Below are 21,590 nucleotides of genomic sequence, written 5' to 3'. Positions count from 1 at the left end.
TGCACGCCTTAAAAAGGCTTATCCGGCGTATGTGCCATCCGAAGGGGATTGCGAGAGTAACGGGATACCCAAAGGCGGCAGCACGCTTTCAGCACAGACACAAGGGGCACATGGTGACGGTACTCACGGCAACTGAGAAAGACGTTTCCTATCGGAGAGACTGCGGAACTGTTGGCTGGATGGGGTTACGTGAGTTTTTACGGCTACACAATGAGGTTTTGGTATGAGCAATCAGGTCTTTGAAATTGTTCAGGCCATGTCAGGGCAGGGGAACAGCATAACGATTCCCGGTCCCTATCTGGATTTATTTGCTGGAGACAGGCAGCAGCATTTGCTGGCAGCGATTCTCAATCAGCTGGTGTTCTGGTCGGGTAAGTCGAGTCTGGATGATGGCTGGTTTTACAAGGAGCATGCGGCGCTTGCGAAAGAGGTTCGCGCTAAAGATGGCGATGTTGTCCGAAAAGCGATGTTCAAAATTACGGGTCAGTACCTTTCTGGCGTAATCGAAGAAGAGCTTCGCCAGGTGGGAGGAACACCCAAAAAGCATTACCGAATTGACCAGGAAGCGCTCATTTCCCGGATATTCCCGCAAATACTGGATTCGGCTCAAGAGCCGAATGGGAATAAGTCGCTGAAAGTAATGGAAACGGCTTATAAGCCGAATGGAAACGGCGCAAAAGCCGAATCGAAGCAAGTTGTTGAAAGTAATGGAATCGGCTCACAAGCCGAATGCATTCGCCCCAAGAGCCGAATGGAAACGGCTCATGACCCGAATCCTGGAATCGGCTCTCAAGCCGAATCCTATCTCTATACAGATCTTAAAAACAGATCATTACATACAGATCTTAAAAACCACGCGGGAGAGTTTTCTCCTGTGGATAACTTTTCTGAATCGACTCAGAAAACTGTCATCCCGGCAGCAGTTATTCCTGACGCTACCGATGACGATTTCGATCTCGCTACGTGGTTCTGGTCGACCATCATCGAGCTTTACGAACGCGCAGCAGAGTTCGACGGCACTTTGGCAAAACCGAGAGAGCCAAACTTCGCAGCATGGGCGCAAGAAATTTGTTTGCTGCGCCAGGAGCACGGCTGCAGCCATGACCAAATCCGCATCATGATTGAGCGCATTCAGCGCGATCAGTTCTGGTGCTCCCGAGTTCAATCCGTGAAAACCCTACGCAGCAAATGGCAGGAGCTGGCTCTGAAGTTATGCCCGGCAAACCTGGCAACCGGCAGCTCGTTCGGTGTGAGCAGCAAACTGGATACCGACATCCCGAAAGGTTTCCGGGGCTAACAAATTTAACCGTGAGGATATCTCTGATGGAAAAAATTACTGACGTGCTGAAAGAGCTGGAGAAAGTCACCTGCCGTGAGCTGGCGGTCTATTTCGACCTGACAGCACCTGAAATGCTGGCCCGCCTGATGGTGCTGGAGCGCGAAGGCAAAGCGCAAAACCTGAATGGCTACTGGATGCCGGGTGGAAGTACCGAGCCCGTAGCGGTAACCAGCAAACTCACCGCGCTGGATATCAAGTTGCTCCAGTCGGTGCCGGTTGGCGTCTGGTTTGAGTGGCAGTCCCTGGCTGGTTTTGTTGATCGCCCTCGTTACCGCTGTGAACGTCTGGTGGCCGCCGGGTTTATGAATTCGAAGGTTACTAATCCTGGCAATCCGCACCACGGCACTAAATTCCAGAAAATCCGCGAGGTGACCCGGTGATGAGAGAGATACCTGATTGCCCGGTCTGTGGTTCCGCTACTGAGTTTTATTTTCGGGATTACCAGGCTGGCGCCTGTTCCGGGGCACTGCGATGCCCTTACGGACATCTCCGCGTACAGGATAGCTACTGGGCTGGTGGCAAGAGCAAATCGAAAATCCGGCTGATTGAAAAATGGTCTCAGCAGGTCGAACAGAAAAAAGGTGAAGTGAAAAATGGCTAAAGACTCAAAGGTTGTATACGGCGCCAGCGGCAAAACGAATGTTTTAGCGTTTGAACCTGAAAAACTGCACCTGGTTACCGACAAAACGCACCCGCTTTACGATGAACGTATCCACCTGCCTATCAGCGAGGCAATGGTGCTGAACATCATGGACCAGGGTGTTCTTGAGCCGATTATCGTCTGGAAAGACCCGGAGACAGGGCTGTCTTGTGTGGTTGATGGTCGCCAGCGTGTGCGCCATACACTCGAAGCTAACAAGCGGCTGTCAAAAGCAGGAAAAGAACCGTTACTGGTTCCCGGGGTCCCTAAACGTGGCTCTGCCATTCGCATGGCGCAGGCGATGGTAAGTGCTAACGAAATCCGCCAGGCAGATACGCCACTGGGCCGAGCAAAGAAAATGGCTGATGCGCTGGAACGCGGGCACGACGAGGACGATTTAGCGCTGATGTTTGGCGTGAGTGTCCAGACCGTACGCGCAACTCTGTCACTGCTGGATGCCACCCAGGCTGTTCGCGATGCCGTGGAGTCCGGAACGGTCACTGTTACCCAGGCGCGTCAGCTGGCGTCACTGAAACCCGAAGAACAGCGGGAAAAGGTAGCAGAAATCGAGCAGGCAACTGCTGGCACAACCGGCCATGAAAAAGCCCGGCGTCAGCGTCAGATCCTCGGCGAGGCAAAGCCGCGCCTGAAAACCCGCAAAGAAATCACAAAAGCCCTGGAATCAGCCGAGGGTGAGTATGCAAACGCACTCCGTTGGGTGCTTGGGGAGACAGTATGAACATAGCAACGGTAAAATGAAGCCGAGCTCATTGCCTCTTTGGAGAGCGCAGGCGATCAGTCAATCAAAGAGCGTAAATATCTTGAGTATGGTGACGTAGCGCATGTTACAAGCAGTTCTTGTGTCCGTGAGACTGTGTGCTGGGTAACTAATGGATTGTAATCGATGAAACTGGTGATATAACTATTATGACATGTAATAATTCAAAGGATTCACTATGATTTTTTTAAGCCATAATTACAAAGACAAACCGTTTGTTGAACATATCGCAAGTCAGCTATTGAACATTTATGGGGAGGATAAAGTATTTTATGATTCATGGTCAATTCAGCCTGGGGAAGGGATCATTGATAGAATGAACTCTGGTCTGGGAGACGCGAAAATATTTTTCTTCTTCATAACTGAAAATAGCCTTAACTCAAAAATGGTCACACTGGAATGGCAAAATGCGTTGATGAAATCCGCTCAGGGTGCTTTGAAATTCATTCCTATTAAATGTGATGATTCAATAGTGCCTGCGTTACTTACACAGAGTTTATACCTTGACTTGATGTCAAATGGAGTAGAATCTCTTTTAGCTCAAATGAAAGATATTATTGACAATAAGAGTACGTTTAAACCAAAAAATACTAAGTTCTCTAATCTAAGCTATGATTACAAGTTCAATGAGGATAACTCTATAATACTGTATATTTCCGCGGGATATTTCCTTGAGGCTATTTCTGACTGTTTAATTTGTTTTGAGGGTAACTTAGAGGAAGGGGATGTAATTTGTAGTATGAAAGAGTCAATGTATACCGCTGGCTTTCATAAAGGAGTTAAGCTCACAAATGGTAGTGTAGTTGATAGCCAATTTGTTAGCGTGCCTAGAGGTATAACAACTAAAATTCCTATGATAGTTAGCTTATCAAAAAAAGATGGTGAAAAGCTAAAGATAAAATTTGTTCTACACAAAGTGGAAACTGAGCGATGGGATATTATCCCTCAGAAAGTTAATAGCACTCTTAACCCTGGACACATACCTGGCGGTGTTTGGAAGGTGAACTTTTAATCTAAATAGAAATTGATTCAAACCGCCGTTTGGCGGTTTTCTTTTACGTGATTCTCTTATCAATACAGTAACATTTACCAAGTGATTACATGGCGCGTCAGCAACCTATCCGCGATATCAACCCAGCATTGGAAAATTTTTTAGAACCATATTAAGAATTCGGAAAATTCAGCATAGGCTATTGTCGCTGCCGGGTATTCTGCGAAAACTGCTGTGGTGAATGCCAGCAAATTGCAGGTGAACATCAGCATAGCCAAACGCTTTGCAGAACTAATGTATCAGGGTAACTATCGCACCAAAATCGGTGATAACTATGTGTTGCGGCGGCAGGTAGAGATTGACGATCTGGACCTGCTGGACATGAGGACAGTTGAGCTGACACGTAAGCTGCTGAGTGCATGGTCAAAGGCATGTTGTCAGTTCCTGCCCGGTCTGAAAGTGGTAGGCCTGTTTGAGGGGGCGATAAAGAGACTGTCGTTTTTTTGGCTACACGCGGCGATATTCGGTAATTGCCGAGTCTGGACTATCTTGCTAACTTCTGCGCGAGTTGCGGCATTAGCCTGTGGGAAGTTCACAACAAGGTCGCCGAAAAACCCCCTCAATGAGACCCCGCTTCGGCGGGTTTGTTTAATCTGACAATCTCGAACATTTCTATTCATTATGCGAGTAAATAGGGGCTTGCACACTATACAAAATATGCACCTTCCTCTTTTAAAGTTTTTTATGCTGCATAGTACAGAATTGTAATCGTTAAACTCTGAAGTTAGATGAAGACCTTTAGTTAGGTTAAATAGGGGGTTGCGCACAACACAAAATGTGCATTCTTTGTCGCGGTAGTGTTTTCTGCTGCTCAATTTTTCATGTAATTAATTAAATCCTGAAATTGGCTAGATTCTTCTATCTGAGTGAAATAGGGGGTTGCGCCAGAGAAAAAATATGAATGACTTTTTTATATTTGCTGTCTTCATTTAAGGTGTTGAATTTATTAATTTTTATATTTTTATTTTCATTCTCCCCTTTCCGTGAAAATAGGGTCTTGATGGGCGATTTAATTATGTCATTGTATTCCAGAACGTCGCGAGTTCATTTTTAGCCATCCCTGTACAGGAAAAGCAAAAACCAATATTTATGGAATAATCACAAGGTGCTAACTAATGAGTGAGAAAGAGATTATTGAAGCAATTCGCATTCTGGGGCGTTATGTCGTTGATAGTCTGCCAGGGGGGATTTTTGTTCTTACCCCATTAGAGGATGGGGAAATCATAAATACCGAGGAATCTCACAAGCAATGCAAAAGCTTCTTCCGGAAGAAGAAAAGCTGATTTATACTAATCACTTCGGCTGAACACCGAACCTATCGCGCCATCACCGGAGAAAAGTGATGACGCAAAAACGCAGTAATTCCATTCAACGCCGTGCCTTTGCGCGCGGTGTTTTTGCTTGTCTGTCGTACCAGGGTGGTGCGATATGAGCAAATCTAAAACCAAGGCTGAAAAGCTCCATCTGAGCCGCGTAGCTGCATTGGGCTGCATCGTATGCCGGAACCTCAATTACGGCGAATCGCCTGCTGAAATCCATCACTGCAGCTCTGGTACTGGCTTGTCTGTCCGCGCAGATAACTTCCATGTCATTCCGCTATGCCATGCCCATCACCGTACTGGTGGCTACGGCGTTGCTATTCATGCTGGCCGTAAGTCATGGGAAGAAAAGTTCGGTACTGAGGCTGAGTTACTGAGTCAGGTACTCCAAGAGTTAGGGGAGGCCTGCGCATGACTAATTCTTACTGTGAATCCCTCTCATCCTTACGCAATGCGCCTTCCCATTTATTAAAAGAAGTCGGCGACCAGTGGCGGACCCCTGATCTGCTGTTCTGGGGCATTAACGCGATGTTTGGCCCGCTGATGCTGGACCTGTTCTCAGATGACAGCAACGCAAAATGTCCTGTCTGGTACACCGCGGAAGATAACGCACTGACACAGGACTGGCCGGAAATGCTTTCCTCAATCGGTGGTGCAGCCTATGGAAACCCACCTTACAGTCGCTCTCAGTACCACGAAAAACAAGCCATCACTGGCATGACGCACATCATGAACTATGCAGCTGCGCAACGAGAGAAGGACGGTCGTTATGTTTTCCTGGTGAAGTCAGCCACAAGCGAAACATGGTGGCCGGAAGATGCGGATCACGTCTGCTTTACTCGTGGGCGAATTGGTTTCGATCTGCCTGAGTGGTTTAAGCCGGCCGATGACAAACAAAGGCCGACCAGTGCGTTTTTCGCTGGCGCCATTGTCATGTTTGATAAGTCATGGGCTGGTGAGCGGTTTAGTTACATCAATCGAGCGGTGCTTGAAGATAAGGGCCGCGCATTTATGTCACGGGCGCAGTTTGCTGCTGGTAAGGGAGATATTGCATGACACCACTACAACGCCGCAGACAAAACACCGCTATGTCAGAGGTCGCGATCGCCACGCACAAACGTTACCTTGGGCGCCCTGAGTTATTGACCGGCATCCAGTCAGCCTGGATTAAGTCACTTCTTACTGTATGGGGGGAAAGCCAGCGAGGGGAGGTATACCCACGTAAGCCCACAGCACACTCTTGCTGGTGGTCAGTTAAGGGGGAGAGATGGTCAGATAAAGCGTTAGAGCGCTTTACCGCGGCAATTGAGCAGGCAAGGGCTGAGGGCTTTCGTGGTCCCAATGCTCTGAAGCGTGCACAGGTCATTCTCTGGCCGAAGCTGGAAAGCAGCGTGATAGATACCGCCATCAGCAACGACGACGCCGAATTCATGGAGAAGTGCGTACTGGACGCCTTTGAGGTTACCGACCCGATTTACATCGTCGGAATGAGTTACTACACAACCCGAAAAAAAATATCAGACATAACCAGAGAGCTTCAAAAGCTGGCGCCCTGGCTGACGGCGGACCAGTCGAGAGAGCGCGTGAAATGGTGCCTCAAGATATTTCAGGGGAAGGCATTTTTAGCCGCCCGCAAAAACCTGAGAAGTTAGCTGCTTTAGCTTTTTGTGCTCTTGATTGAAATTAACATTGATTTTCACCCGGAAGTTTAGATAATTCATTCATGCTTGGCAGAGCTCCGCCACGATGGCAGCGATGAGAAGCGACAATTTGAACATGACGAAAGCCCCGCCCTTGCGGGGTTTTTGCTTTCCGGCGATACGACAGGGGTATTCGCGAGATGCATTGCATCAGTACCCCTGTCACATCGTCGTATTGCAGAAAATGAAAACCAACAAGCCTCAGTAACCGCTGAGGATTTTATTACAAGTCTTACGGCATCATCGCCTACTAAGTAGATACCCAAGCGGATACCCACTACGCCTGATGACGTTTAAAGCAGAAGCTTTATGGTCGCGTAGCTTCCCATGTATAGGTTTGGTGGGTGGTAAGCGCCTACACAGAAAATCCTTTTGAGATATCAATCATTTCAATATTGAGCAGAGAGTCTACCTCTGCTTTTTTCGCTGGGTCGTCTTTAATATCGTCAAGCCAGTTATGCACTGCTTTTATTATGTCCTTGCCGAACTCATCAACCTGAAGTTGCAGCGTATTATGGTTTTTGTTGTTATGGATACATAACCCGTCAGTTAGGGGCTGGATGAACCGAAACTTATCAATATGTTGCCTTGCTTTTTGCGTAGTTACGTCGTCACTACCCTCATGTAAATATGCACAACGGAGCGCGTAAAAATCAGCGCCACCCAAGAGAATATGTTCTTCTCGAGCAATGCCAAGGCGAACAGTGTATAGCGGGGTTAAATATTTATCACACCATTCTATGGTTCTGGTTTTAGAACTATTACTTGAAGGGGTATCTATCTTTCCGCAGATGTCTGGAAGGGTTAGTGAAATAAATAGTACCGAGTACCAATTTTTACCCTCGATAGACGTTTGAATTGCCTTGATGAAATTTTCCACTGCATGAGCTCCTTGTTGATTGCGTTACCTGAATCTCGACAATTCAAAGTCGCATAAGGCTAGGATTTCGGCAAATGGGAAATGTCACTTTTGTGGTGAATGCACAGGCTGATGCACGAGATAGTCTCTGGAAAGGACCTCAACCGGGTAATGCCGCTGGATGGATCAAGTAACTGAGGGTAGTTATTTGAACACGAACAAGCTGGAGATCAGCTCCGGCCACCACTTCCAATCCCTCTACCTTGGGAACATTACGGCTACCACGCCGTTGCTTTTACCCTTGGTATTTCTTCCCGCCTTGAGCGGGTTTTTTATTGAGCATGCCCAGACCCTCGGGAGTCATCCCCGACGTACTTTGTTGATAAATCAGCCCGCAGGGTCTGGGCCTTTTTTCCCCTTTACGCACAGCGCCATCCGTCATCAACGGAGGTGAGGTTATGACAAAAATGAGCACCATTTACAGCAGACTTTCATACGGCACCGGGACCGCACTGACGGGCTGCGGTGTCTCAGCAAAGGCGTATGCCGGGGCAGTTAAGGCAGAGGTATGGATTTTGGCCGACAAAATAGCGGGGATGACCCTGAGTGAATGGGCAATTATTGTCGGTATCGCCTGCACCATTACCACCTGCGGGGTGAACTGGTACTACCGGCGGAAAGAACGCGAGGATCGGCTCAATGGCTATGACACCAAAACTGAGGAATAGCGTTATCGCTGCCGTCGGCGGTGGCGCCATAGCCATTGCTTCTGCGCTCATCACTGGCACAACCGGTAACGATGGTCTTGAAGGTGTGCGGTACAACCCCTATCAGGATGTGGTAGGCGTCTGGACTGTCTGCTATGGACACACTGGCAAAGACATCATGCTCGGCAAGAAGTACACCGAGGCTGAATGCCGTGCGCTGCTCAGTAAAGACCTGAACACCGTCGCACGCCAGATTAACCCATACATCCAGAAGCCGATCCCCGAGACAATGCGCGGGGCTCTGTACTCGTTCGCCTATAACGTCGGCGCTGGCAATTTCCAGACCTCCACGCTGCTGCGCAAAATCAACCAGGGCGACCAGAAGGGGGCGTGTGACCAACTGCGCCGCTGGACTTATGCCAAGGGCAAGCAGTGGAAAGGCCTGGTAACTCGCCGCGAGATTGAGCGCGAAGTTTGTCTGTGGGGGCAGAAATGAAGATAAAGTTTGAGCGTTCAATTGCTCATTTTGCAAAAGACCTGAAGCCAACGCATGGCCCCCAGAAATGGCCATGGTGGCGCTGGGTTTCCTTCGGGCTAGTACCGATCGCAGTTTGCAGCCCCTCATATGGACTGCGCCTGTGGATGTACACCCGCTGGGGCGCTGGCTACGTGGGAATCTATTTCGACAGGCGGATAAAACAATGAGCCGATTAACCGCCATTATCAGCGCAGTGGTTATCCTGCTGCTTTGCTGTGTTTTCTCATGGCGTTCTGGCTGGAATTCTCACGCTGACCATATCAATGCCCTGGCGGTGAAGAAAAAAGAGAAAGCCGAAAAGGCTATCCAGCCTGTTGAGCAAAAGGCCGCTGCCGCTACAGAAGAGGGCAAGGTCATCTACCGAACCATAACCCGCGACGTGGTGAAATATGTCCAGTCTCCGAATCGTACTGTTTGCCGGTTTGACGATGATGCAGTGCAGCTGCGCCAACGTGCCATCGACGCTGCCAATGCCATCCCCGGATTTGATGACGGCGCCGTGCAAAGCAAGTGACGCAGGGAGAGACAGTGACGAAGACCTGCAGTCGGACGTCGAAAACGCTCAATGCCTGCGTCAACTGCGGTTAGATAAATACCGCTGGCAGGCTTACTACCGGGCAATCAGTCAGTAGTAGGACTACATCCGCACGCAGTGCCTGAAGTGATCAAGTAGTGTATCTTTTTGGGATTACAACTACTCATAACAGGAACCATAATGATTGATTCATCCCCATTAGCTTTAATAAAAACCTTTTTCAAAGACTCAGTGGCTTTTCTTGCTTCGGTACTGGTTCTAGTTGCTGGCTCATATTACTTGGCTGCAATTTACTTTTCTGAGCGGGTTAATCTAATGGCTTCAATAACATATCTCATTTCTGCCATCTCGTTCTCGGTGCTGACGATCATATCACTGTGTTATGTCGGTTCTGATGCATACAAGCTGTGCCGGAAGTTGCGCAGTAAGGGAATGAGATATTTTGTCATTGCAATAATTATTCTAAATTCAGTGGGTTATATAGGAACAATTTTTATCTCTGCAGCAAATGTCAGGCAAGCAGCAAAAATAGTTTCCATACCTGATGAATTACGGAAAATAAACGCAGCCCCAGCTATACCCAAAGGGGTCACCTGGGGACAGCTTGCTGAACTGTATGGCGATACACTGATTTCTCTCAAACAATGTAATGCCGACAAGCAAGAGATACTAAAAAAAATCGATAAGCAATGAATCAGTTAAATATAGTGTGAATTGCTATTACAAAGGCCACCGTTAACCGGTGGCTTTTTAATTGGACAGCAATACGAGAACGGTTTATGTCAAGGTGCCGGTAGTGTCTTTACCTGCCAGCCTGACGGCTGACACCCCGCAACCAGCAATCCCTGACAATCTGACGTGGGGTAAAAGCCTAGATTTAAACGTCAGTCTGCTTTCAGCGCTCGGGCAGTGCAACCGTGACAAGGCTGACATTAGGCAGGCGGAAATAAAACGCCAGTAGGGCATTACAGAGCCACCTTACGAGATGGCTCGATAATGCTTACCCGAGAAGAAGCATAGATCTTGTGTCAACCAAAGAGGCGATCCACATCTTGAGGGCTCGCAAAGATGAGAAGGGGATATGTTACGTTTACAAAAAATTGATAATAACGTTTATTGACAATTACCGTTATCAATTAATACTTGTATTGATATCGAGTCATCATTCTCGATGGGATCTGTAGAATTAAGCGTTTTCAAAGCCGCTGAGGTGGTCTATGAGCCAGCGCTCTTCAGAATTTGAAGCTTTTATTGCCGATGTAGAAAGAGCAGATGATTATCCGATAGTGGTTTCAAAATATGGTTTTAAAAAAATAAATGTCGGTGGGCGGATATTTCTCACGCCTAATACTGAAGATGAGTTTATCGCAATATATTCTAAGACAAATGGCCTTTCGATATCTGAAGTGAGGAATGATTTGGACAAAATCCTAAGTAGAAGTTGCTACGGAGGTGGTCCAACGGCAGAATGTTATCCAAATGAAGGATGTACTTATTGCAAGGCTAATTATTTCGGAACTGGTTGGAATTGTACTTGTGTAAAAGCCTAAACCAACTTCAATATTACATGAAAATAAAGCCCCCCCTTGCAGGGGGGCTTTTTTAATGGCTCTAACCTTTGGGGGGAACATGACCAAGCTAAAAGAAAATAGACCATACCCCCCCCATCAACTTCACTGGCGAAAACTGGCTGCCGTATACCCGGCTGATTCCTGCTGCCGAAATCGGAGAATGGGTAAATCAGAACATCCTCTCCGAAGAGGGCCGAATCCATAACCCTGACCATGTGCACTTGCTCGATGCTGATATGGCGTTTATGTGGGCCTCTGGCTCATTCACCAAAAGTGGCCGCATTGTGCTGGGCCAGTGTGAGCAGGTAATGATGCGCGCCGGCGGCTGGCAGAAGTCCCGCATGGAGCAGCAGATGCATGAATGGTTCGGTCGCATACCGAAGTACATCATCACGTTGGCTGCCGACTACTGCGAGCAATGCAGCAACGTCGAATTCTGCGCGCTGCTTGAACATGAGCTTTACCACATTGCCCAGGCTACCGACGATTACGGCGCTCCGAAGTTCAACAAAGAGACCGGAATGCCGGTGCTGAAACTTCGCGGCCACGACGTCGAAGAGTTCGTTGGAGTGGTCCGGCGTTACGGTGCCAGCAAAGACGTGCAGGAAATAGTTGATGCGGCGAACAGGCCGGCGGAGGTTGCTCATATCGATGTTGCCAGGGCGTGCGGGACGTGCATGTTGAAGCTGGCGTAAATTTGGAATGTTTTGGAAGGATGGTGATGTATGGCTGCACTAAAACCAGAAGTGAAAGCCGCCATCGTTCAAATGCTTGCGTGCTATGACACCCTGTCGATTGTGGTCGAGGCCATCCATAAAAATTTTGGGATAAAAGTAACGCCTCAGCAGGTTGAATCACACGATCCGACGAAGGTTAGCGGTAAGGGATTGGCTAAGAAATGGGTAAACCTTTTCAATGCTACCCGCGAGCGGTTCCAGACCGAGATTTCAGATATTCCGATTGCCAATAAAGCCTATCGTCTCCGCGTACTAAACCGCATGGCCGTGAGCGCTGAAGGTATGAAGAACTACGGCATGACCGCGCAGCTACTTGAACAGGCCGCCAAAGACGTAGGGGATGCCTACAGCAACAAATTGAAGGTTGAAAGCACAGGAAAAGACGGTGGTCCAATAAAAACAGAAACGGTCGCAATGACCCCACAGGAAGCTGCTGAAGCTTACAAAAAGCTAATGGGGTAAAACAGCAAAAATAAGCCTTATGTAGGTTAAAAACCCTATGCATTTTTGACCCTGTTTTATGCACGATTTATTCACTCTATTTTTGCCACTTTTAACCGGCTAACCCCCCTAAACAGGGGCTTCACGCTGAATTAGTGATGAGTGTCGATCGTGTGGTGCGGGTAACGGTCATTATGTTAAATAGGGCTGTTTTTTAACATATTTGTAATGTGGTTAAATGGGAGGTTGGCGCCTCCCACATTAATCCTAAGTCAGTTCCTTATTCACCGGTATGATCACGAACATCTGTCGAGGGGCCGTTTATCTGAACAGAGCGAATGCCGTTTTCCGCCCCTCCTTTGGTGTAATACATTTCACTTGTCGCAATAACTTCATGATTTCCAGCTTTGAGGACGAAGTAATAACGCTGTGAGTAGTCTTTCTGAGTTTTATGTATCTCGAAGTAACCCATTTTTTTCTCCTTAAACCATTCGAAATGAATGGTTACAAATTGAAGATAGACTGGTTTTTTGTATTGGCAAAGAACATTGATGGGAGTGATCAAAATGCCGCTGCCCTTTACATTCGACTTCAAAAATCCTGACTACAACATGGTTTTTGAATGGAGGGTGGAGCGCCTGCTGCGCATCAGGCAAAACCCTGATGTAATCCCTGCGCTGAGGCAGTTTTACCGTGACGACCCGGCACAGTTCATCATTGACTGGGGCATGACTACCGACCCACGCAACCTCGATTACGGTCTTCCGGCTACTATCCCGTTTTTGCTGTTCCCCCGCCAGGAGGAATGGATTAACTGGATCATGGAGCGGCGCAGCCAACTAGAACACGGGCTGACGGAGAAAAGCCGTGAAATGGGGCTGAGTTGGACCTCTATCGGGCTGGCTTGCTCGTTATGTCTTTTCAACAAAGAAATGGTGATTGGCTTCGGCTCCCGCAAAGAGGAGTACGTGGACAGCACCGGTGACCCGAAGGCGCTTTTCTGGAAGGCTCGAAAGTTTGTTGAAATGCTTCCAGTTGAGTTCCGCGGCTCCTGGACAGAGAAAAAGCACGCGCCGTATATGCGTGTTGAATTCCCGGAAACAGGGGCGGTAATCAAGGGGGAAGCAGGCGATAACATCGGACGCGGTGACCGTACGACGCTTTATTTCGTGGATGAGGCCGCATTTCTTCAGAGACCGCTGCTGATTGATGCCGCGCTTTCGCAGACCACGCGTTGCCGTATCGATCTATCCTCTGTCAATGGCATGAGCAACCCTTTCGCGCAGAAACGGCATAGCGGGAAAATCCCGGTATTCACATTCCACTGGCGCAGCGATCCGCGTAAGGATGATGAGTGGTACCGGAAAGAGTGCGAGAAAATTGATAACCCGGTCATCGTTGCTCAGGAGCTGGACCTCAACTATCAGGCATCAGCCGAAGGTATCCTGATCCCTTCTGAATGGGTTCAGGCCGCTGTAGATGCTCATATCAAGCTGGGTATTGAGCCCAGCGGTCAACGCCTCGGCGCGATGGATATTGCGGACGAGGGTAAGGATAAAAACGGATTCTCAGCTCGTTACGGTTTCCTCCTGCAGGACGTCAAAGAATGGTCAGGTGAAGGTAGCGACATTTACGATTCAGTGGTGAAGGTCTTTGGCTATTGTGATGATTTTGGACTGGATGAATTCCGGTTTGATGAGGATGGTCTGGGGGCAGGTGCTCGCGGCGATGCTCGTGTTATTAACGAACTTCGTTCTGGTGAACGCCTGCCACAAATCACCGCAACGCCTTTCCGTGGTAGCGGTAGTGTTTTCGATCCGGAAGATGAAGCCGTTCCCGGCGACAACGGGAAACCTGCACGCCTGAATAAGGACTTCTTTGCTAACGCAAAGGCCCAGAGCTGGTGGCATCTTCGTAAGTTATTCCGCAATACCTACCGCGCACTGCAGGGTATGGAATATAACCCTGATGAGATCATTTCCATCAGTAGCAAGATAGAAAACAAGGACCGTCTCCTAATGGAGCTTTCACAGCCCACCTGGTCAAAGAACGCCGTCGGCAAAATCCTTGTGGATAAACAGCCGGATGGAACGAAATCACCTAACCTCGCCGACTCAGTGATGATCAACTATGCACCTATGAATACGGCGATGGATATCTGGGCAAAACTCGGAGCATAACCATGGCGAAGAAAACAGGACGAGTCGCCACGGCGGATTCGTACGATAACTTTGTTGCCCGTGTCGGTATGCAGCAGCCTAACCAGCATGCCGCATCGACCTACAGGGCGAACTATACCAGCCGCAACCGCCTGCTCATCGAGTGGGCTTATCGTTCCTCCTGGATTATTGGCGCCGCAGTCGATTCTAAAGCGGACGATATGACCAAAAAGGGCGTGCGGATCACCAGTGAGATAGACCCGAAACGCCGTGGCATTCTGGAATCACGGTTCGATGAGCTTCAGCTTTGGGATTGCATCAACGAGACGCTGAAATGGTCCCGGCTGTATGGCGGGGCGGTGGCGCTGATTCTGATTGAAGGGCAGGCACCTCTGACGCCGCTGGTGCTGGATAAGGTTGGCAAGGGCAGTTTTAAAGGTCTGGCTGTACTTGACCGCTGGATGATTAACCCACAGCTCACCAGGCGCATTAAGGCTCTAGGTCCTAACCTCGGCAAGCCTGAATTCTATGACATCGTGACAACGGCGCAGGGGCTTCCTGCGTGGACTGTTCACCACAGCCGCCTGATCCGTATGGATGGTGTGAAACTGCCGTACCAGCAGAAAATCACCGAAAACGAGTGGGGGATGTCCATTGTCGAGCGCATCTTCGATCGCCTGACTTCCTACGATAGCACAAGCGTCGGCGCTGCCCAGCTTGCATACAAGGCTCATCTGCGTACGGCAAAGATTAAAAAGCTGCGTGAAATTATTGCCATGGGCGGTAAGCCATTTGAAGCGCTTATTAAGAATATGGAAATGGTCCGCCAGTACCAGACAAATGAGGGCATATCCCTGTTTGATTCGGAGGACGAATTTGAAACGCATGCTTATTCTTTCGCAGGGCTGTCTGACCTGCTGGGTGAGTTTAAAGAGGATATCGCGGGTGCTGTTGGCATTCCTCTTGTCCGCTTGTTCCGCCAGTCACCGAAGGGTTTTTCAACCGGTGACGCGGACCTCGCTAACTACTACGACGACGTGGGAACGCTTCAGGAGCGAGATTTACGGCCTCACATCCGTCTGTTATTCGATGTACTGCATCGCTCAGAGTTTGGCGACCCGTTGCCGCAAGATTTCACCTTTGAGTTTAACCCCCTGTGGCAGATGAGCGACACCGATCGCTCCACGGTGGCGACCAACACGACTACCGCTCTTGCAACCGCTGTGCGTGATTTGGGAATGTCGCCGGCTGCTGCGCTGACCGATTTGCGCGAGCTGTCTGACGTTACCGGCATCGGTGCTTCAATTAGCGATGAGGATATTCAGAATGCGGCGAAACAGTGGCAGGAGACTGAATCTGAAACCAGCCCTCCGCCGCCGATCGGAGGTCCAGTATCAGAAAAGCCTACTGGCGATAGTCGACCAGATAAATCAAATCGTCACGGGTTCCTACGATGGTTCACAGGCAAGCGCTGAGAGCATTGCTAAATCGCTTGTTGACTACTCCGGGGTGATCGACGACTGGGCCGAAATGGTCGGTCGAAAGATGTTTGCCCAGGTGGAGCGTGAAGAGTGGAATCAGTGGTGTTCTGTTTCGGAAGAAATATCTGCTGGTCTGCGTGACGTGATTGGTAACACTCCTGTCGGCATGGTGGCACAAGACATCGTTTACCGACAGATTCGCTACATGAAGTCTCTGCCATTAGAGGCGGCCGGACGTGTCAGGGAAATTCAGGGGCGTGCAATACAGGCTGTCATCCATGGTGAGCGCCCCGATCAGCTTTACGAGATGATCATGCAATCCGGTGACGTGGCGGCCAGCAGGGCGCGGATGATAGCACGCACTGAGATAGGCCGCGCCACTACCGCATTAACTCAGGCTCGGGCGCTGTCCGTTGGTTCTGAGGGGTACTGGTGGCGCATCAAGGGGGCTGGAACCAGGCCATCGCACCGAGGAATGAAAGATAAATTTGTGCGCTGGGATAACCCGCCAACGCTTGACGGTATGACCGGACACCTGCCGAATTGCGATTGCTGGCCAGAAGTACAAATACCTGAACCTGGTAAATAGCACAAAATGCTAAAAAATTTAGGCCCAAAATGACGAATTGCGTTAAACACGGCCTCCGCGATTGATAAATAAGAGTGAGCGAAAACGCTCATATTAAATCGAAGGAGACCAAATATGGCACTAACAAATGAACGCCTTTTAAATAGCTTAAGGCACAACCGTAAATTGCTTGATGAGATTTATCAGTCAGGAAAATCGCAGTATTACAATACCGACATTATTCATGATGCCATCGACTCAATTCTTGATGAGCTCAGGCGACGTGGATTCCCTGTCTAAGAGAGGCCCGCATAAGCGGGTCTCTCCCTTTCCTGCAATCCAACAGGTAGCCCATGAAATATTTCTTTAAAACCCGCTTGGGTAACACCCGCTATCAACTTGCTGACGGTTCCGTCCTGTTTAAGGACGTCCCGATCGCAAGGACTGGTGAGCAGGAGTACGACGCCACAGAGCGGCCTGAGCTTGTCCCAAATGACAGAGGGAAGGTCATCGTACGCCGGATGCCAGAAGAGGTGTTCAGCGAGCGAGCTATGGCGTCATTCGAAGGAATGGCGGTCACTATCGGCCATCCGCGAGATTTTGACGGGCAGATCATCTTTGTTACCCCTGATAACTGGCGCCAGCTGGCTCACGGCCACATCCAGAACGTACGGCGCGGCACGGACGATAAGACCGATCTGCTGCTGGCTGATGTCATCGTCAAAACCCCGGAAGCCATGCATGCCATTGATGATGGTGATGACGAGGTCAGCTGCGGGTATGACGCCGATTATGAACAGATTTCACCAGGTCTCGCAAAGCAATCTGCGATTACCGCTAACCATCTGGCCCTTGTCCCTAACGGGCGGGCCGGTTTCCGTTGTGCAATAGGGGATTCTATGCCAAGCACTACTAAAAACTGGTTTACCCGGCTCCTGAAGGCCCGTAAAACCGGGGACGCTGCCGAAATGGCAAGTCTCATTGATAACCCGCCTGATGATGTCACGGGCGATAACGATGTATCGACCTCTATGACACCCGGCGGAGTGATCATTAACCTTGCGCCGCAAAATCCGCTTCCCGGCCCGGCATTGCCTGGTACCGGCGATGGCGAGGAAGAGATTCCTGCATGGGGTAAGGCGCTGATTGAGGCGGTTGCCAAGCTTACGCCTGCGGCAACTGCTCCTGGTACCGGTGATGCCGAGGGCGAAGAGGAGAAAAAGGAAGAAGAGGGTAAGCTTACCGGCGATGCCGCTTACCGCGCCGATCTGATTCAGCCTGGTATCCAGTTGCCAGAAAAGGCGAAGCCGACAGCATTCAAGCGCCAGGTGCTCGCCTCTGCCGATCAATCTCTGGTGCGCTCTATTGTCGGTGATGCCGATATCAGCAAGCTGAAAAAAGCCACGGTAGATATGGCTTTCACGGCTGTTTCTGAGCTGGCGAAAAACCGCAATACCAAAACCGTCGACAGCCTGCAAACGCAGACTGCCACCACTGTTAAAACCATTGCCGGTATGAATCAGGCCGCGCAGGAATTCTGGTCTAAACGAGGCTAACCAATGGGTAATACATTTCTTTACCGGATGCCTGCTGGCATCGCCGGGGCAATTTCTCGTCCGCAGGATCTGACGGTTGAACCTCAACTGCTGGACTCCTCCAACCTTTTCCCCGCTTACGGCCTTGGCGGCAAGATTTCCTCCGGGAAATTTGTGCCAATCGCTGCGAGCGATACAGCGTCGGTGCTGGTGGGCATTTACGTTCGTCCGTATCCGACCGCCAGCCAGCCGGATAAAGTCCAGCAGGTAGGCAGCGGTAAAAACTTCACCGGCGATTGCCTGGTACGTGGTTACGTCACGGTAAACATCGGCGCGGATGCATCCAGCGTTGCGCTGCATGGCCCGGTTTATATGCGGGTGGCCACACCATCCGCCTCAAGCCCTATCGGCGCGTTCCTTGCCGCCGCTGATGGTTCGAATACTGTCCAGATCACTAACGCTTACTTCAATGGCCCTGGCGACACCAGCGGCAACATTGAGCTGGCCTTCAATATTTAAGGAAATCGCAAATGCCAATGACATTTGACCAGGCGACAGTCGACGGCACTGGTGCCTTTCTTGTCCATGAGCTGGAGCGTCTCGATCAGACACTGAATCTGCCGCTGGTGAATTTCACCTGGTCGCGCGATATCCAGTTGCGTGAAGACGTGTCTATTGCTGATGAGATCAGCTCGTTCACTAACACCACTTTTGCTGCTGCCGGTACGCCGAATGCCAACGGCAAAAACTGGCTTAGCAAAGCCGCGACCGCGATGGCTGGACTTAACGTCGACATCGCAAAAACTGGCTTCCCGCTTACCCTGTGGGGTATGGAGCTGGGCTGGACCGTTCCAGAATTGCAGGCAGCTGCGCAGGTTGGTCGCCCGATCGACACGCAGAAGTACGACGGTATGCAGCTGAAGTGGAACATGGACACGGACGAGCAGGTTTATATCGGCGATTCCGGTCTGGCGGTAAAAGGCCTGCTGAACCTGGCACAGGTAACGCCGACCAACGCCGCGAAGACCTGGGCGACCTCCACCGCGGACGAAATCCGGGCGAGCATTAATGCCGGGCTGAGTGCAGCGTGGGCCAACTCGGCTTACTCCATGGTACCGACGGACCTGCTGATCCCGCCGGAGCAGTTCTCTCTGCTGGCAAGCACCATCGTATCCAGCGCTGGTAACCAGTCACTGCTGACCTATCTGGAAACCAACACCATCGCATACCACCAGAACGGGCGTCCTCTGAACATCCGTCCGGTGAAATGGGCGAAAGGTCGTGGCGTGTCGAACTCTGATCGCATGATGTTCTACACCAACGACAAGAAATACGTTCGCTTCCCGATGGTTCCGCTGATGAGCGTGCCGATCCAGTATCGCGGCCTGTATCAGCTCGTAACCTATTACGGCAAGCTGGGTGCAGTAGAGCCTGTTTATCCGGAAACTCTGGCCTACGTCGACGGCATCTAACCTGCGGCGGCCCGAAAGGGCCGCTCATGAGGACTTGCAATGAAAAAGATTTACGTACTCTCCCCGTTTAACTTCAACGACGGCAAAGAGCAAAAGCATTTCCCGGTTGGCTTCCACGACGTCGATGACACGGTTGCTGATCACTGGTTCGTAAAAGCGCACTGCTCGCCTGATGGCGAAGCGCCAGCGGTCGCAGAAGACCCGAGCATTGCTGAGCTGGAAGCAAAAATCGCCGAGAAAGACGCGCGTATTGCTGAACTCGAAGCGCAATTGCCGGAGACTACCGATAATGGCAAGAAATCAAAGTCTGCCGACGCCTGAGCAGTTCAGGGCAACCTTTCCGCAGTTCGCTGACGAAACAAAGTACCCCACACCAATGATCCAGGCTCGACTGAATCTTGCTGATGCCATGCTGAGTGAGTCACGCTTTGGCGTGGATATCTTTCCCTACATCGTCGGGCTGTATGTTGCGCACTATATGTACCTTTACGGCGCCGATATGCGTGGTGTGGCTGTGGGTACTGCTGGTGGCGTAAATAGCGGCATACAGACTTCGAAATCAGTGGATAAGGTTTCAGCCAGTTATGACGCAAGCGCAACCCTGGATCCTAATGCCGGTTTCTGGAACAACTCCCGTTACGGATCGGAGTTCTGGGAATACCTGATGATGTTTGGTGCCGGAGCGGTTCAACTGGGGACGCCGGAATGAAAAGCGGGCTCACAATTCGGGAAGACAATTACAGCAGCGTTCTGGATGCGCTGAAGCAGCTGTCAGGCACTGATGTGCTGGTTGGTATCCCTGCTGGCCCTCCGCGCGATGATGCGCCGCTGAGCAACGCTGAGCTGGGGTATCTCCAGTCCACCGGGGCAACCGTAGAGATAGACGGGGAGACCGTTACTCTGCCGCCAAGGCCATTTCTGGATATGGGTATTGAGGATTCGCGGGATAAAACGACCGAGCGTTTAAAGCTGGCCGCTCAGTTTGCGCTTGAAGGTAAGGCAGATGTGGCGTCGATGCATCTTGAAGCTGCAGGCCAGATTGCGCGTGATGCCTCAAAGGCTGTCATTGAGGCAGGCGATCGGCTGACCCCACTATCTGAAAAGACCATCAAGAAACGCAGAGAAATGAAACCGCCCATCCCAGGCGATAAGCCGTTACGTGCCCGCGGATTCCTTTTCAGAGCGATTCAGTATGTCGTGAGGAAAAAATAATGCCGTTTCTCGATGTGACTGATGTTCTGCTTGATCCGGACTTTGTCGACCTGTCTCTGGTGTGTTATCGACAGGTGCAGGCAGTGGACGAAGATAACTTTCCGACCAATACCGAGCAGGCTATTCCATTTTCTGGAGTCGTAACCGTCGACCGATCGCTTGAGGCTAAGCGAATGGCCGCTGGACAAAACATCAATGGCGCCATCCTCATTGTTACCCAGTTCAGGCTAACTCAGGGGATGCCTGCCAGTGACTCAACGCCAGAACTCGACGCTGATATCGTTTTATACAGCGGCAGACGGTACCGAGTGACCTTTGTCGATCCGTACACCCGATACGGTGCAGGGTTCGTGCAGGCACATTGCGAGCTGCTGGAGTTTAACGGAGGTATTCCCGTTGAGTAACGACAGCATAGAGCCCGGATATCTTACACCTGTTGGAAGCGAGCCGGATTACGACGAAGAGCTGGAAAGACAGCTAAGTCGCTGGGTGAGGGGGATCACTGGGATGCCTGCAAATATGGTTTACCCGCGCTTTACGGATCCCCAGCAAAAGATACCGCCGAACGGCAAAACGTGGTGCGGCTTTAACTTCTCCACGCTCTCACGGCCTGGCATGCTAGCAAACATCCAGGTAAGCGAAGAGCAGAGCGAGCAATGGTCGTGGGAAGGGATTCAGGTTCTGCTCTGTTTCTACGGCCCTGGTGGTTCTGCGATGGCTACGCGCTTTCGTGACGGAATATTCATTGAGCAAAACTCAGATACGTTTCGACGAATCTCAGGTTTGTCGCTGGTGGATGCCGGAGATATACGAAACCTCCCCGAATTAATCAATAACCAGTGGGTGCGCCGGTACGACGTGACCGTGACCCTTTCCCGCAAAAACACCCGTACTTACAACGTTAAATCTATCGTTGGCCCTAACGTCACGATAGTTACCGGAGACTAA

The 21,590-nt window shown here is 50.3% G+C and carries 31 protein-coding genes and 1 pseudogene; 30 read left to right on the top strand and 2 right to left on the bottom strand.

Translation table 11 applies throughout. The features are described from left to right. Nucleotides 1-223 precede the first annotated feature (223 nt). The 10 genes from FHW76_RS06030 (at nt 224) to FHW76_RS05985 (ending at nt 6,779) form a co-directional block, all read left to right on the top strand. Nucleotides 224-1,297 carry a hypothetical protein gene (locus FHW76_RS06030; RefSeq protein ID WP_183476471.1) on the top strand — a complete coding sequence of 358 codons (1,074 nt, stop codon included), beginning with the start codon at nt 224-226 and terminating at the stop codon, nt 1,295-1,297. A 26-nt stretch (nt 1,298-1,323) separates the two neighbouring features. After that, a complete protein-coding gene (locus tag FHW76_RS06025) occupies nt 1,324-1,719 on the top strand; it encodes a hypothetical protein (protein ID WP_032729773.1) in 396 nt (131 codons plus the stop codon). Then, nucleotides 1,719-1,940 (top strand): hypothetical protein, encoded by a 222-nt coding sequence (locus FHW76_RS06020; protein WP_183476469.1) that lies wholly within the window; start codon nt 1,719-1,721, stop codon nt 1,938-1,940. The genes FHW76_RS06025 and FHW76_RS06020 overlap by 1 nt, the downstream gene beginning before the upstream one ends. Further along, entirely contained in the window at nt 1,933-2,718 is a 786-nt protein-coding gene (locus FHW76_RS06015; RefSeq protein WP_183476467.1) for a hypothetical protein, read from the top strand. Before FHW76_RS06020 ends, FHW76_RS06015 begins: the two co-directional genes overlap by 8 nt. 217 nt (nt 2,719-2,935) lie before the next feature. Next, on the top strand, nt 2,936-3,769 hold the full coding sequence (locus FHW76_RS06010) for a toll/interleukin-1 receptor domain-containing protein (RefSeq protein WP_183476465.1): 834 nt from the start codon (nt 2,936-2,938) through the stop codon (nt 3,767-3,769). A 180-nt stretch (nt 3,770-3,949) separates the two neighbouring features. Then, nucleotides 3,950-4,405, top strand: a complete 456-nt coding sequence (locus FHW76_RS26640; RefSeq protein ID WP_409338952.1) for a terminase small subunit — start codon at nt 3,950-3,952, stop codon at nt 4,403-4,405. Between the two features lie 518 nt (nt 4,406-4,923). Next, on the top strand, nt 4,924-5,091 hold the full coding sequence (locus tag FHW76_RS06000) for a hypothetical protein (RefSeq protein WP_162921945.1): 168 nt from the start codon (nt 4,924-4,926) through the stop codon (nt 5,089-5,091). A 145-nt stretch (nt 5,092-5,236) separates the two neighbouring features. Beyond that, nucleotides 5,237-5,542, top strand: coding sequence for a Ref family recombination enhancement nuclease (locus tag FHW76_RS05995; RefSeq protein WP_023158891.1), 306 nt, complete (start codon nt 5,237-5,239; stop codon nt 5,540-5,542). Continuing rightward, nucleotides 5,539-6,183, top strand: a complete 645-nt coding sequence (locus FHW76_RS05990) for a phage N-6-adenine-methyltransferase (RefSeq protein ID WP_183476460.1) — start codon at nt 5,539-5,541, stop codon at nt 6,181-6,183. The genes FHW76_RS05995 and FHW76_RS05990 overlap by 4 nt, the downstream gene beginning before the upstream one ends. Further along, nucleotides 6,180-6,779: a hypothetical protein gene (locus tag FHW76_RS05985; RefSeq protein ID WP_183476457.1), complete on the top strand. Its 600-nt coding sequence runs from the start codon at nt 6,180-6,182 to the stop codon at nt 6,777-6,779. The genes FHW76_RS05990 and FHW76_RS05985 overlap by 4 nt, the downstream gene beginning before the upstream one ends. A gap of 403 nt (nt 6,780-7,182) precedes the next feature. Here the strand turns inward: FHW76_RS05985 and FHW76_RS05980 are convergent, their stop codons facing one another. Next, complete coding sequence (locus FHW76_RS05980) at nt 7,183-7,707, bottom strand: hypothetical protein (protein ID WP_183476454.1); 525 nt, start codon at nt 7,705-7,707, stop codon at nt 7,183-7,185. Nucleotides 7,708-8,144: 437 nt separating this feature from the next. On the opposite strand from FHW76_RS05980, the gene FHW76_RS05975 reads away from it, so the two are divergent. The 8 genes and pseudogenes from FHW76_RS05975 (at nt 8,145) to FHW76_RS05945 (ending at nt 12,236) form a co-directional block, all read left to right on the top strand. After that, entirely contained in the window at nt 8,145-8,414 is a 270-nt protein-coding gene (locus FHW76_RS05975) for an HP1 family phage holin (RefSeq protein ID WP_183476452.1), read from the top strand. Next, nucleotides 8,392-8,889: a lysozyme gene (locus FHW76_RS05970; protein ID WP_183476581.1), complete on the top strand. Its 498-nt coding sequence runs from the start codon at nt 8,392-8,394 to the stop codon at nt 8,887-8,889. The genes FHW76_RS05975 and FHW76_RS05970 overlap by 23 nt, the downstream gene beginning before the upstream one ends. A 205-nt stretch (nt 8,890-9,094) precedes the next feature. Beyond that, on the top strand, nt 9,095-9,445 hold the full coding sequence (locus tag FHW76_RS05965) for a hypothetical protein (protein ID WP_183476579.1): 351 nt from the start codon (nt 9,095-9,097) through the stop codon (nt 9,443-9,445). Nucleotides 9,446-9,646: 201 nt separating this feature from the next. Next, nucleotides 9,647-10,159: a hypothetical protein gene (locus tag FHW76_RS05960; protein ID WP_183476449.1), complete on the top strand. Its 513-nt coding sequence runs from the start codon at nt 9,647-9,649 to the stop codon at nt 10,157-10,159. A gap of 61 nt (nt 10,160-10,220) precedes the next feature. Beyond that, a complete protein-coding gene (locus tag FHW76_RS26380) occupies nt 10,221-10,427 on the top strand; it encodes an Rz1 lytic protein (RefSeq protein WP_260182242.1) in 207 nt (68 codons plus the stop codon). Nucleotides 10,428-10,683: 256 nt separating this feature from the next. Then, complete coding sequence (locus FHW76_RS05955) at nt 10,684-11,016, top strand: hypothetical protein (RefSeq protein WP_183476446.1); 333 nt, start codon at nt 10,684-10,686, stop codon at nt 11,014-11,016. Between the two features lie 79 nt (nt 11,017-11,095). Beyond that, nucleotides 11,096-11,732, top strand: a pseudogene (locus FHW76_RS05950) (putative metallopeptidase). Nucleotides 11,733-11,762: 30 nt separating this feature from the next. After that, on the top strand, nt 11,763-12,236 hold the full coding sequence (locus FHW76_RS05945; RefSeq protein ID WP_183476443.1) for a DUF2280 domain-containing protein: 474 nt from the start codon (nt 11,763-11,765) through the stop codon (nt 12,234-12,236). Nucleotides 12,237-12,495: 259 nt separating this feature from the next. On the opposite strand, the gene FHW76_RS05940 is transcribed toward FHW76_RS05945, so the two are convergent. After that, entirely contained in the window at nt 12,496-12,687 is a 192-nt protein-coding gene (locus FHW76_RS05940) for a YegP family protein (RefSeq protein ID WP_029498730.1), read from the bottom strand. Between the two features lie 94 nt (nt 12,688-12,781). On the opposite strand from FHW76_RS05940, the gene FHW76_RS05935 reads away from it, so the two are divergent. The 12 genes from FHW76_RS05935 (at nt 12,782) to FHW76_RS05880 (ending at nt 21,590) form a co-directional block, all read left to right on the top strand. Continuing rightward, a complete protein-coding gene (locus FHW76_RS05935) occupies nt 12,782-14,395 on the top strand; it encodes a TerL protein (RefSeq protein ID WP_183476576.1) in 1,614 nt (537 codons plus the stop codon). A gap of 2 nt (nt 14,396-14,397) precedes the next feature. Beyond that, nucleotides 14,398-15,849 carry a DUF1073 domain-containing protein gene (locus FHW76_RS05930; protein ID WP_183476440.1) on the top strand — a complete coding sequence of 484 codons (1,452 nt, stop codon included), beginning with the start codon at nt 14,398-14,400 and terminating at the stop codon, nt 15,847-15,849. 55 nt (nt 15,850-15,904) lie between these two features. After that, nucleotides 15,905-16,444, top strand: a complete 540-nt coding sequence (locus FHW76_RS05925) for a phage minor head protein (protein ID WP_183476574.1) — start codon at nt 15,905-15,907, stop codon at nt 16,442-16,444. 114 nt (nt 16,445-16,558) lie between these two features. Beyond that, nucleotides 16,559-16,723 (top strand): hypothetical protein, encoded by a 165-nt coding sequence (locus tag FHW76_RS05920; protein ID WP_165457552.1) that lies wholly within the window; start codon nt 16,559-16,561, stop codon nt 16,721-16,723. Nucleotides 16,724-16,776: 53 nt separating this feature from the next. Continuing rightward, nucleotides 16,777-17,979 carry a DUF2213 domain-containing protein gene (locus FHW76_RS05915; protein WP_183476437.1) on the top strand — a complete coding sequence of 401 codons (1,203 nt, stop codon included), beginning with the start codon at nt 16,777-16,779 and terminating at the stop codon, nt 17,977-17,979. Between the two features lie 3 nt (nt 17,980-17,982). After that, nucleotides 17,983-18,477 carry a hypothetical protein gene (locus tag FHW76_RS05910; protein ID WP_021312710.1) on the top strand — a complete coding sequence of 165 codons (495 nt, stop codon included), beginning with the start codon at nt 17,983-17,985 and terminating at the stop codon, nt 18,475-18,477. 11 nt (nt 18,478-18,488) lie between these two features. Beyond that, complete coding sequence (locus tag FHW76_RS05905) at nt 18,489-19,430, top strand: DUF2184 domain-containing protein (protein WP_183476434.1); 942 nt, start codon at nt 18,489-18,491, stop codon at nt 19,428-19,430. Between the two features lie 39 nt (nt 19,431-19,469). After that, a complete protein-coding gene (locus tag FHW76_RS05900) occupies nt 19,470-19,751 on the top strand; it encodes a hypothetical protein (protein ID WP_183476433.1) in 282 nt (93 codons plus the stop codon). Beyond that, a complete protein-coding gene (locus FHW76_RS05895) occupies nt 19,720-20,139 on the top strand; it encodes a DUF4054 domain-containing protein (RefSeq protein ID WP_183476430.1) in 420 nt (139 codons plus the stop codon). The genes FHW76_RS05900 and FHW76_RS05895 overlap by 32 nt, the downstream gene beginning before the upstream one ends. Beyond that, entirely contained in the window at nt 20,136-20,642 is a 507-nt protein-coding gene (locus FHW76_RS05890; protein WP_183476427.1) for a hypothetical protein, read from the top strand. Before FHW76_RS05895 ends, FHW76_RS05890 begins: the two co-directional genes overlap by 4 nt. Next, complete coding sequence (locus FHW76_RS05885) at nt 20,642-21,046, top strand: head-tail adaptor (RefSeq protein ID WP_183476424.1); 405 nt, start codon at nt 20,642-20,644, stop codon at nt 21,044-21,046. The genes FHW76_RS05890 and FHW76_RS05885 overlap by 1 nt, the downstream gene beginning before the upstream one ends. Then, nucleotides 21,039-21,590 carry an LIC_12616 family protein gene (locus tag FHW76_RS05880; RefSeq protein ID WP_183476421.1) on the top strand — a complete coding sequence of 184 codons (552 nt, stop codon included), beginning with the start codon at nt 21,039-21,041 and terminating at the stop codon, nt 21,588-21,590. Before FHW76_RS05885 ends, FHW76_RS05880 begins: the two co-directional genes overlap by 8 nt.

The organism is Klebsiella sp. RC2, from assembly GCF_014192815.1.
GTDB classification, from domain to species: Bacteria; Pseudomonadota; Gammaproteobacteria; order Enterobacterales; family Enterobacteriaceae; genus Klebsiella; species Klebsiella variicola.
The sequence above is the reverse complement of the archived record's forward strand: the minus strand, read 5'-3'. Positions and strand labels throughout refer to the sequence as shown.

Coding starts and splice junctions, on each gene's coding strand:
- FHW76_RS06030 (WP_183476471.1), top strand. CDS start 224: ATGAGCAATCAGGTCTTTGAAATTGTTCAGGCCATGTCAGGGCAGGGG.
- FHW76_RS06025 (WP_032729773.1), top strand. CDS start 1,324: ATGGAAAAAATTACTGACGTGCTGAAAGAGCTGGAGAAAGTCACCTGC.
- FHW76_RS06020 (WP_183476469.1), top strand. CDS start 1,719: ATGAGAGAGATACCTGATTGCCCGGTCTGTGGTTCCGCTACTGAGTTT.
- FHW76_RS06015 (WP_183476467.1), top strand. CDS start 1,933: ATGGCTAAAGACTCAAAGGTTGTATACGGCGCCAGCGGCAAAACGAAT.
- FHW76_RS06010 (WP_183476465.1), top strand. CDS start 2,936: ATGATTTTTTTAAGCCATAATTACAAAGACAAACCGTTTGTTGAACAT.
- FHW76_RS06000 (WP_162921945.1), top strand. CDS start 4,924: ATGAGTGAGAAAGAGATTATTGAAGCAATTCGCATTCTGGGGCGTTAT.
- FHW76_RS05995 (WP_023158891.1), top strand. CDS start 5,237: ATGAGCAAATCTAAAACCAAGGCTGAAAAGCTCCATCTGAGCCGCGTA.
- FHW76_RS05990 (WP_183476460.1), top strand. CDS start 5,539: ATGACTAATTCTTACTGTGAATCCCTCTCATCCTTACGCAATGCGCCT.
- FHW76_RS05985 (WP_183476457.1), top strand. CDS start 6,180: ATGACACCACTACAACGCCGCAGACAAAACACCGCTATGTCAGAGGTC.
- FHW76_RS05975 (WP_183476452.1), top strand. CDS start 8,145: ATGACAAAAATGAGCACCATTTACAGCAGACTTTCATACGGCACCGGG.
- FHW76_RS05970 (WP_183476581.1), top strand. CDS start 8,392: ATGACACCAAAACTGAGGAATAGCGTTATCGCTGCCGTCGGCGGTGGC.
- FHW76_RS05965 (WP_183476579.1), top strand. CDS start 9,095: ATGAGCCGATTAACCGCCATTATCAGCGCAGTGGTTATCCTGCTGCTT.
- FHW76_RS05960 (WP_183476449.1), top strand. CDS start 9,647: ATGATTGATTCATCCCCATTAGCTTTAATAAAAACCTTTTTCAAAGAC.
- FHW76_RS05955 (WP_183476446.1), top strand. CDS start 10,684: ATGAGCCAGCGCTCTTCAGAATTTGAAGCTTTTATTGCCGATGTAGAA.
- FHW76_RS05945 (WP_183476443.1), top strand. CDS start 11,763: ATGGCTGCACTAAAACCAGAAGTGAAAGCCGCCATCGTTCAAATGCTT.
- FHW76_RS05940 (WP_029498730.1), bottom strand. CDS start 12,687: ATGGGTTACTTCGAGATACATAAAACTCAGAAAGACTACTCACAGCGT.
- FHW76_RS05935 (WP_183476576.1), top strand. CDS start 12,782: ATGCCGCTGCCCTTTACATTCGACTTCAAAAATCCTGACTACAACATG.
- FHW76_RS05930 (WP_183476440.1), top strand. CDS start 14,398: ATGGCGAAGAAAACAGGACGAGTCGCCACGGCGGATTCGTACGATAAC.
- FHW76_RS05925 (WP_183476574.1), top strand. CDS start 15,905: ATGGTCGGTCGAAAGATGTTTGCCCAGGTGGAGCGTGAAGAGTGGAAT.
- FHW76_RS05920 (WP_165457552.1), top strand. CDS start 16,559: ATGGCACTAACAAATGAACGCCTTTTAAATAGCTTAAGGCACAACCGT.
- FHW76_RS05915 (WP_183476437.1), top strand. CDS start 16,777: ATGAAATATTTCTTTAAAACCCGCTTGGGTAACACCCGCTATCAACTT.
- FHW76_RS05910 (WP_021312710.1), top strand. CDS start 17,983: ATGGGTAATACATTTCTTTACCGGATGCCTGCTGGCATCGCCGGGGCA.
- FHW76_RS05905 (WP_183476434.1), top strand. CDS start 18,489: ATGCCAATGACATTTGACCAGGCGACAGTCGACGGCACTGGTGCCTTT.
- FHW76_RS05900 (WP_183476433.1), top strand. CDS start 19,470: ATGAAAAAGATTTACGTACTCTCCCCGTTTAACTTCAACGACGGCAAA.
- FHW76_RS05895 (WP_183476430.1), top strand. CDS start 19,720: ATGGCAAGAAATCAAAGTCTGCCGACGCCTGAGCAGTTCAGGGCAACC.
- FHW76_RS05890 (WP_183476427.1), top strand. CDS start 20,136: ATGAAAAGCGGGCTCACAATTCGGGAAGACAATTACAGCAGCGTTCTG.
- FHW76_RS05885 (WP_183476424.1), top strand. CDS start 20,642: ATGCCGTTTCTCGATGTGACTGATGTTCTGCTTGATCCGGACTTTGTC.